At 72.7% G+C, this 6,446-nt stretch carries 7 protein-coding genes; all 7 read left to right on the forward strand.

Features of this window, described 5'->3' with window-relative positions:
- The 7 genes from ACFQSB_RS30615 to ACFQSB_RS30645 are packed head-to-tail and all read left to right on the forward strand — an operon-like array spanning nucleotide 1 to nucleotide 6,388.
- Nucleotides 1-1,404: a phenylacetate--CoA ligase family protein gene (locus ACFQSB_RS30615; RefSeq protein WP_380830315.1), complete on the forward strand. Its 1,404-nt coding sequence runs from the start codon at nucleotides 1-3 to the stop codon at nucleotides 1,402-1,404.
- Nucleotides 1,404-2,396: a branched-chain amino acid transaminase gene (locus tag ACFQSB_RS30620; RefSeq protein WP_380830316.1), complete on the forward strand. Its 993-nt coding sequence runs from the start codon at nucleotides 1,404-1,406 to the stop codon at nucleotides 2,394-2,396. The genes ACFQSB_RS30615 and ACFQSB_RS30620 overlap by 1 nt, the downstream gene beginning before the upstream one ends.
- Before the next feature lie 14 nt (nucleotides 2,397-2,410).
- Nucleotides 2,411-3,052 (forward strand): hypothetical protein, encoded by a 642-nt coding sequence (locus tag ACFQSB_RS30625; RefSeq protein ID WP_354922354.1) that lies wholly within the window; start codon nucleotides 2,411-2,413, stop codon nucleotides 3,050-3,052.
- Nucleotides 3,036-4,025: an ornithine cyclodeaminase family protein gene (locus ACFQSB_RS30630; RefSeq protein WP_380830317.1), complete on the forward strand. Its 990-nt coding sequence runs from the start codon at nucleotides 3,036-3,038 to the stop codon at nucleotides 4,023-4,025. The genes ACFQSB_RS30625 and ACFQSB_RS30630 overlap by 17 nt, the downstream gene beginning before the upstream one ends.
- Nucleotides 4,022-4,831 (forward strand): PhzF family phenazine biosynthesis protein, encoded by an 810-nt coding sequence (locus ACFQSB_RS30635; RefSeq protein WP_380830318.1) that lies wholly within the window; start codon nucleotides 4,022-4,024, stop codon nucleotides 4,829-4,831. Before ACFQSB_RS30630 ends, ACFQSB_RS30635 begins: the two co-directional genes overlap by 4 nt.
- The gene (locus tag ACFQSB_RS30640) at nucleotides 4,828-5,127 is read left to right on the forward strand and encodes a DUF1330 domain-containing protein (RefSeq protein ID WP_354848127.1); all 300 of its coding nucleotides are present in this window, start codon (nucleotides 4,828-4,830) and stop codon (nucleotides 5,125-5,127) included. Before ACFQSB_RS30635 ends, ACFQSB_RS30640 begins: the two co-directional genes overlap by 4 nt.
- Nucleotides 5,120-6,388 carry a cytochrome P450 gene (locus tag ACFQSB_RS30645; RefSeq protein ID WP_380830319.1) on the forward strand — a complete coding sequence of 423 codons (1,269 nt, stop codon included), beginning with the start codon at nucleotides 5,120-5,122 and terminating at the stop codon, nucleotides 6,386-6,388. The genes ACFQSB_RS30640 and ACFQSB_RS30645 overlap by 8 nt, the downstream gene beginning before the upstream one ends.
- The last annotated feature ends 58 nt before the right edge of the window (nucleotides 6,389-6,446 follow it).

Genomic DNA, 6,446 nt, shown 5'->3' on the forward strand with positions numbered 1-6,446 from the left:
ATGTTCACGATTCACCACCCCGAGCTCGACGAGATGGCCAGGTCGCTGCGGGATCTGCACCGGGAGTTCCTGGCCGGGGAGTGGGACGAGGCGCGCGTGGCGGCGCACCAGGCCCGCCTGCTCCGCCAGACCATCTCCTACGTCAAGGAGCGCTCCCCGTTCTACCGCGCCAGGCTCGACGGGGCGGCCGAGGACGACGACCTGGGCTCGCTGCCCTTCACCACCAAACAGGACCTGCGCGACGCGCAGTTCGACATGCTGTCCCGCCCGATGCACGAGGCGTGGATCTTCTACGAGACCACCGGCACCACCGGCAGGGCCACCCCCTGCCCGCGCGACAACACCGACACCCTGCACAACAACACCGTGCTCACCGCCTACTACCAGACGGTGTTCGACCAGTACGGCGACCGGCAGGTCGTCGGGGTCTCCGGCCCCTCGGAGCTGCACGCGACCGGCGACACCTTCGGCGACGTGTGCCGCAACCTCGGCATCGCCGTCGCCAAGATGTGGCCGCACTCGCCGATGATCGGCTTCGACCGCGCCCTCGAGGTCATGCGCATGCTGCCCGTCACCGGGCTGTTCGCGACGCCCGGCATGGCGCTGTCGCTGGCCAAGAAGGCCAGGGAGGCCGGCCTGGACCCGGCCGCCGACTTCTCGCTGGACGTGCTCATGCTCACCGGCGAGCTGGCCTCGCCGAGCCTGCTCGCCGGGATCGGCGCCCTGTGGGGCGCGCGCGCCTACAACGCCCTGTACGCCTCGCAGGAGGCCTCCGTCCTCGCCGCCTCGGGCGCGGACGGCGGCCTGTACACCGCGCCGCTCATCAACCACTACGAGGTCATCGACCCGGTGACGCTGCGGCCCGCGCGGGCCGACGGCGCCGGCGTGCGCCAGGGCGAGCTGGTGATCACCAACCTCTACCAGGGCGCCAAGCCGCTGGTGCGCTACCGGACCGGCGACATGGTGCGCATGCACCCGGTGGCGCCGGGCGCGACGATCCCCGCGCCGCGCGTGGAGGTGCTCGGCCGGGTGGGCGACCAGATCATGCTGAACGGCCACGCCGTCACCGGCTACGACCTGGAGGACCTGCTGCTGCGGCACGTGGGCGGCTTCATGGACTACCAGATCAGGCTGGAGCGCACGCCCCTCGGCGAGGACCGGGTCGACCTGATGCTGCACGGCGCCTCCGAGAGCCACCCGGGCCTGGTGCTGGCCCAGGAGGAGTGCCGCGAGGTGCTCGGCACCGAGCTGGTCGTCTCCTTCGGCGACCCGGGGAGCATCACGAGCACGGGCGCGATGGTGAGCTGGAAGGCCGCCCGCGTGGTGGACGGCCGCGGCGACGAGCCGGCCCGCGACGACCGCGAGTCCCGCGCCGCCCTCGCCCTGGCCGCGAGGAGAGGGTGATGCGGCCGCTGCCGGGCCGCTGGGTCTACCACCGCGTCCAGAACGAAGGGGGGTTCGTCCGCTTCGACGACGTCCGCCTGCCGCCGACCACCCAGGGCCTGCACTACGGCACCGGGGCGTTCGAGGGCATCAGGGCGCACGCGGCCGCGGGCGGCGGGCGGGTGCACCTGTTCCGGGTGCGCGACCACTACCGCCGCTTCCTGCGGTCGTGCCGGCTGCTGCGCATCGAGGTGGGACTGAGCGCCGACGAGCTGGCCGACCTCACCGTGGAGCTGCTGCGCCGCAACGGCGACATGGGCGACGTCTACATCCGGCCGCTGGCCTACAAGCTCGGCCTGCTGCCGGGCACCCCGCCGGGGGTGGGCCTGGGCGGGATCTCCGACGCCGTCACGATCGTCGCCTCCCGCCTGGGCGCCTACACCCCGCCGGGCGGCGTCCGGTGCCTGGTCAGCTCGTGGCGCAGGCCCTCGCGCGCGGCCGTCCCCGTCCAGGCCAAGATCACCGGCGGGTACGTCAACAGCGCGCTGGCCGTCGAGGACGCGCGCGCGGCCGGCTACGACGACGCGATCCTGCTCAACGACGCCGGGCAGGTCGCCGAGGCCAGCACGGCCAACGTCTTCGCGGTGCGCGGCGGCGCCCTGCTCACGCCGCCGCCCGACGCCGACATCCTGCCCGGCATCACCAGGGACACGGTGCTCACGCTGGCGGCCGACCTCGGCCTGACCGCCGCCGAGCGGCCGCTGCACCCCGCCGACCTGCTGCTGGCCGACGAGGTCTTCCTCACCGGCACCGGCGTCGGCCTCACCCCGGTGATCGTGGTCAACGGCAGGCCGATCGGGACCGGGGAGCCCGGCCCGGTCACCTCCCGGCTCGTGGAGCGCTACCGCCAGGTGGTCAGGGCCGAGCGGGAGGACGCCCGCGGGTGGCTGACCGCGGTGGAACCGGGTGTGCCGGACTCAAACAGGGGCGAGCCAGTGGAGCGACCGGCATGAAAGGAGCGAGCGGGATGGAACTGCTCGGGTGGATGGAGATCGACGCGCTGAGCCGGGTGGTGCTGAAGGAGATAGGAACGCTCGGCCCCGCGGGGACGAGCAGCGAGACGGCCGCCACCCTGCTGTGGGAGAAGCTCTCCGAGCTGCCGAGCGAACCGCAGCTCTCGCTGTACGACACCTACGAGGGGGCATGCGACGCCCTGCTCAACCGGGACATCAGCCACTTCATCGTGGCCAACGCCTACCGGGCGGTCAACGAGTTCTACATGGACACGCGGCTGGCCCTGGCGGGGGCGTTCATCATGGACACCCCGCTGTACGGGCTCGCCAAGTCGCGCGGCAACGACGCCCTGCCCGTGCGGCCGTCGATCGCCACGCACCCGGCGCCCGCCCCGCTGATCGCCCAGTTGCTGCCCGCGCCGTTCGCGCAGGGCAAGGTCATGATCATGAACTCGACCAGCGCGGCGGCCATGGCCGCGAGCGGCGGGTTCAGCGACCTGGCGCTCACCACGGCCCCGGCCGTGGACCACTACGGCCTGGAGTTCATCTCGCGTACCCGGCCCATCCGCATGGTCTGGTCGGTGTTCGTCCTGGACGACCTGGACGCCACCGCCGCCGACATCCACAGGGAGAACGCCGATGTTGTTCCTCGATAGCGGGGCGGTGCGCAAGGCCCTGCCCATGGAGCGGGCGATCGGCCTGATGGCCGGCGTCATGCGCTCCTACAGCGGGGGAGAGGTCACCCAGCCGCTGCGCACCATCCTGCGGCCCCCGGGCGAGGGCGGCGTCTTCGCCTCCATGCCCTGCCACGTCACCGGCGACCTGCCCGGATACGGCCTCAAGGCGATCATGCTGCGGCCCGGCAACCGGGACAGGGGCCTGCCCGTGCACATCGGCGTGGTCCTGGTCTTCGACCCCGAGACCGGGTACCCGCTGGCGCTGCTGGACGGCGCCGAGCTGACCGCGATCCGCACCGCCGCCGTCTCGGCGGTGGCCACCGACACGCTGGCGCTCCCCGGCGCCGGCGACCTGGCCGTCATCGGGTCGGGCGTGCAGGCCCGCTCGCACCTCGAAGCCCTCGCGCTCGTGCGCGACCTGCGCAGGGTCCGCGTGTACAGCCCCACGGAAGGGCGGGCCGAGGACTTCCGGCGCTGGGCCGCGTCCTGGCTGGCGGTCCCCGTCGAGGTGACGCCCACGGCCGGGGAGGCGCTGGCGGGCGCCGACCTGGTCTGCACCGCCACCTCCGCCAAGGAGCCGGTCGTCTTCGGGCGCGACCTCGCCCCTGGCGCGCACGTCAACGCGGTCGGCGCCTCGGTCGCCGACGCGCGCGAGCTGTCCGGCGACGCGGTCGCCAGGTGCGCGGTGTTCGTGGACAGCAGGGAGTCGGCGGCGAGCGAGTCGGGCGACCTGCGCGTCCCGCTGGCCGAAGGGCTGATCGGCCCCGATCACGTGCGCGCCGAGCTCGGCGAGGTGCTGCTCGGACGGCACCCGGGACGCGGCGACGCGGCGGAGATCACGCTGTACAAGTCGCTCGGCATGGCCGCGCAGGACATCGTGTCCGGCTTCGCCGCGGCCCGGGCCGCCCGTGAACTCGGACTCGGCGCCGACTTCCCCTACCCCGCGCCATGAGGATCTACGTGGTCGACGCCTTCGCCGACGCGGCGTTCCAGGGCAACCCCGCCGCGGTGTGCCTGCTCGACCGGCCGCGCGACGCGCGCTGGATGCAGGCGGTGGCGGCCGAGATGAACCTGTCGGAGACCGCGTTCGTCGACCGGTCCACCCCGGCGGACTCCCCGGAGGGCATGGGCCTGCGCTGGTTCACCCCCGCGGGCGAGGTCGACCTGTGCGGGCACGCGACGCTGGCCGCCGCGCACGTGCTGTGGGAGCGGGAGGGCGAGGACGGCGCCCGCCCGCTGCGCTTCGCCACCCGCAGCGGCGTCCTCTCGGCCGAGCGGGGGCAGGACGGCATCGGCCTGGACTTCCCCGCCGAGCCCGCCGAGGAGACCGAGGTCCCCGACGGGCTGCCCGAGGCGCTCGGCGCCAAGCCCGTCTGGATGGGCCGCAACCGCTTCGACTACCTGGCCGAGCTGGCCGACGAGGAGGAGGTCGCCGAGCTGCGGCCCGACTTCGCCGCGCTGAGCGCCTTCCCCGTGCGGGGCGTCATCGTCACCGCCCGGGGACGGCGGGAGCACGACTTCGTCTCCCGCTTCTTCGCGCCCCGGCACGGGGTGGACGAGGACCCGGTGACCGGCTCGGCGCACTGCTGCCTCGGCCCCTTCTGGAGCGCCAGGCTCGGCCGGCGCCGCCTGACCGGGTTCCAGTGCTCCCCGCGCGGCGGCCGCGTGCGCGTGACGACGCGCGGCGAGCGCGTGGGGCTGGACGGCCGCGCGGTGATCTTCATGAGTGGAGAGCTACACGAACGGGAGGAACGATGACGACGTTCGTCATTGGCAACGTGGCCGCCATCCCCGACAAGGAGAAGATGGCCCTCTACCGGGACAAGGTCCTGGCGACGCTCCAGGCGTACGGCGGCGGCTTCGCCATCCGCGGCGGGGCGTTCGACGTGCTGGAGGGGGACTGGCACCCCACGCACCTGTCGGTCATGCGGTTCCCCAGCGCCGAGCACGCCCGGCGCTGGTACAACTCGCCGGAGTACGCGGAGATAACTCCGCTGCGCGAGGGCGTCGAGATGGACCTGATCCTCGTGGACGGGGGCGGCTCGGATGACTGAGCTCGCCGCGGGCATCCCCGCGGGCATCCCCGCCGGCCTTCCCGTCGATCTGGACGCGCTGGACCTGGCCGACCCGCGGACCTTCCGCGCCCACGACCAGTACGCGATCTGGCGCCGCCTGCGCGCCGAGGCCCCGGTGTTCTGGAACGCCCCCCGCGGCGGCCGTCCCGGGTTCTGGGCGCTCACCAGGTACGACGACATCATGGCGGTCTACAAGGACGACGACCACTTCACCTCCGAGCGCGGCAACGTCCTGACCACGCTGCTGGCGGGCGGCGACTCCGCGGCCGGCCGCATGCTCGCGGTGACCGACGGCAAGCGCCACCAGGACCTGCGCAACGTGTTCCTCAAGGCGTTCTCGCCCCGCGCGCTGTCCTACGTCGCCGAACGCGTGCGGGAGAACACCCGCGCCCGCGTCCGCGCGGGCGTCGAGATGGGCGCCTGCGACTTCGCGCGGGACGTCGCCGAGAAGATCCCGATCAACACCATCTGCGACCTGCTCGGCGTCCCCGAGGGTGACGAGCACCGCGACCACCTGCTCGACCTGACCAAGACCGCGCTGAGCAGCGACGAGGTGGACGCCGACGACGAGGACGCCGCCGAGGCGTCGCTGGAGGCGCGCAACGAGATCCTGATGTACTTCGACGACCTGGTCACCGAGCACCGCCGCACCCCCAAGGACGACGTCATCGGCGCGATGGTCGCCAGCAGCATCGACGGGGTGCCGCTGACCGACGACGACATCGTCTTCAACTGCTACAGCCTGATCATCGGCGGCGACGAGACCAGCCGCCTCACCATGATCGGGACGGTGCCGGCGATGGTCGGCCACCCCGAGCAGTGGGCCGCCTACCGCGCCGGCGAGATAGAGACCAAGACCGCCGTCGAGGAGATCCTGCGCTGGGTCAGCCCGGCCATGCACTTCGGCAGGAGCGCGCTCAAGGACGTCACCGTCCGCGGAACGAGGATCGCCGCGGGCGACATCGTCACGCTGTGGAACTCCTCCGCCAACCGGGACGAGGACGTCTTCGACGGCCCCGAACGCCTGGACCTGCGGCGCTTCCCCAACCGGCACGCCACCTTCGGATACGGGCCGCACTTCTGCCTGGGCGCCTACCTGGGCCGTACGGAGGTCGGCGCCATGCTGGAGGCGCTGCGGGAATTCGTCGCCGAAATGCACATCACGGCCGAGCCCGAGCCGGTCCATTCCAACCTGTTGAGCGGAATCAGCAGCCTCCAGGTGAAACTGCTCCCGGCCTGATCCGGGGCTTTCGGAAATGCGCGGACGAGAATGCGGAATTCGATCGGTGATGCGCGCC

The sequence above is a fragment of the Sphaerisporangium rhizosphaerae genome (assembly GCF_042665155.1).
Classification (GTDB): domain Bacteria; phylum Actinomycetota; class Actinomycetes; order Streptosporangiales; family Streptosporangiaceae; genus Sphaerisporangium; species Sphaerisporangium rhizosphaerae.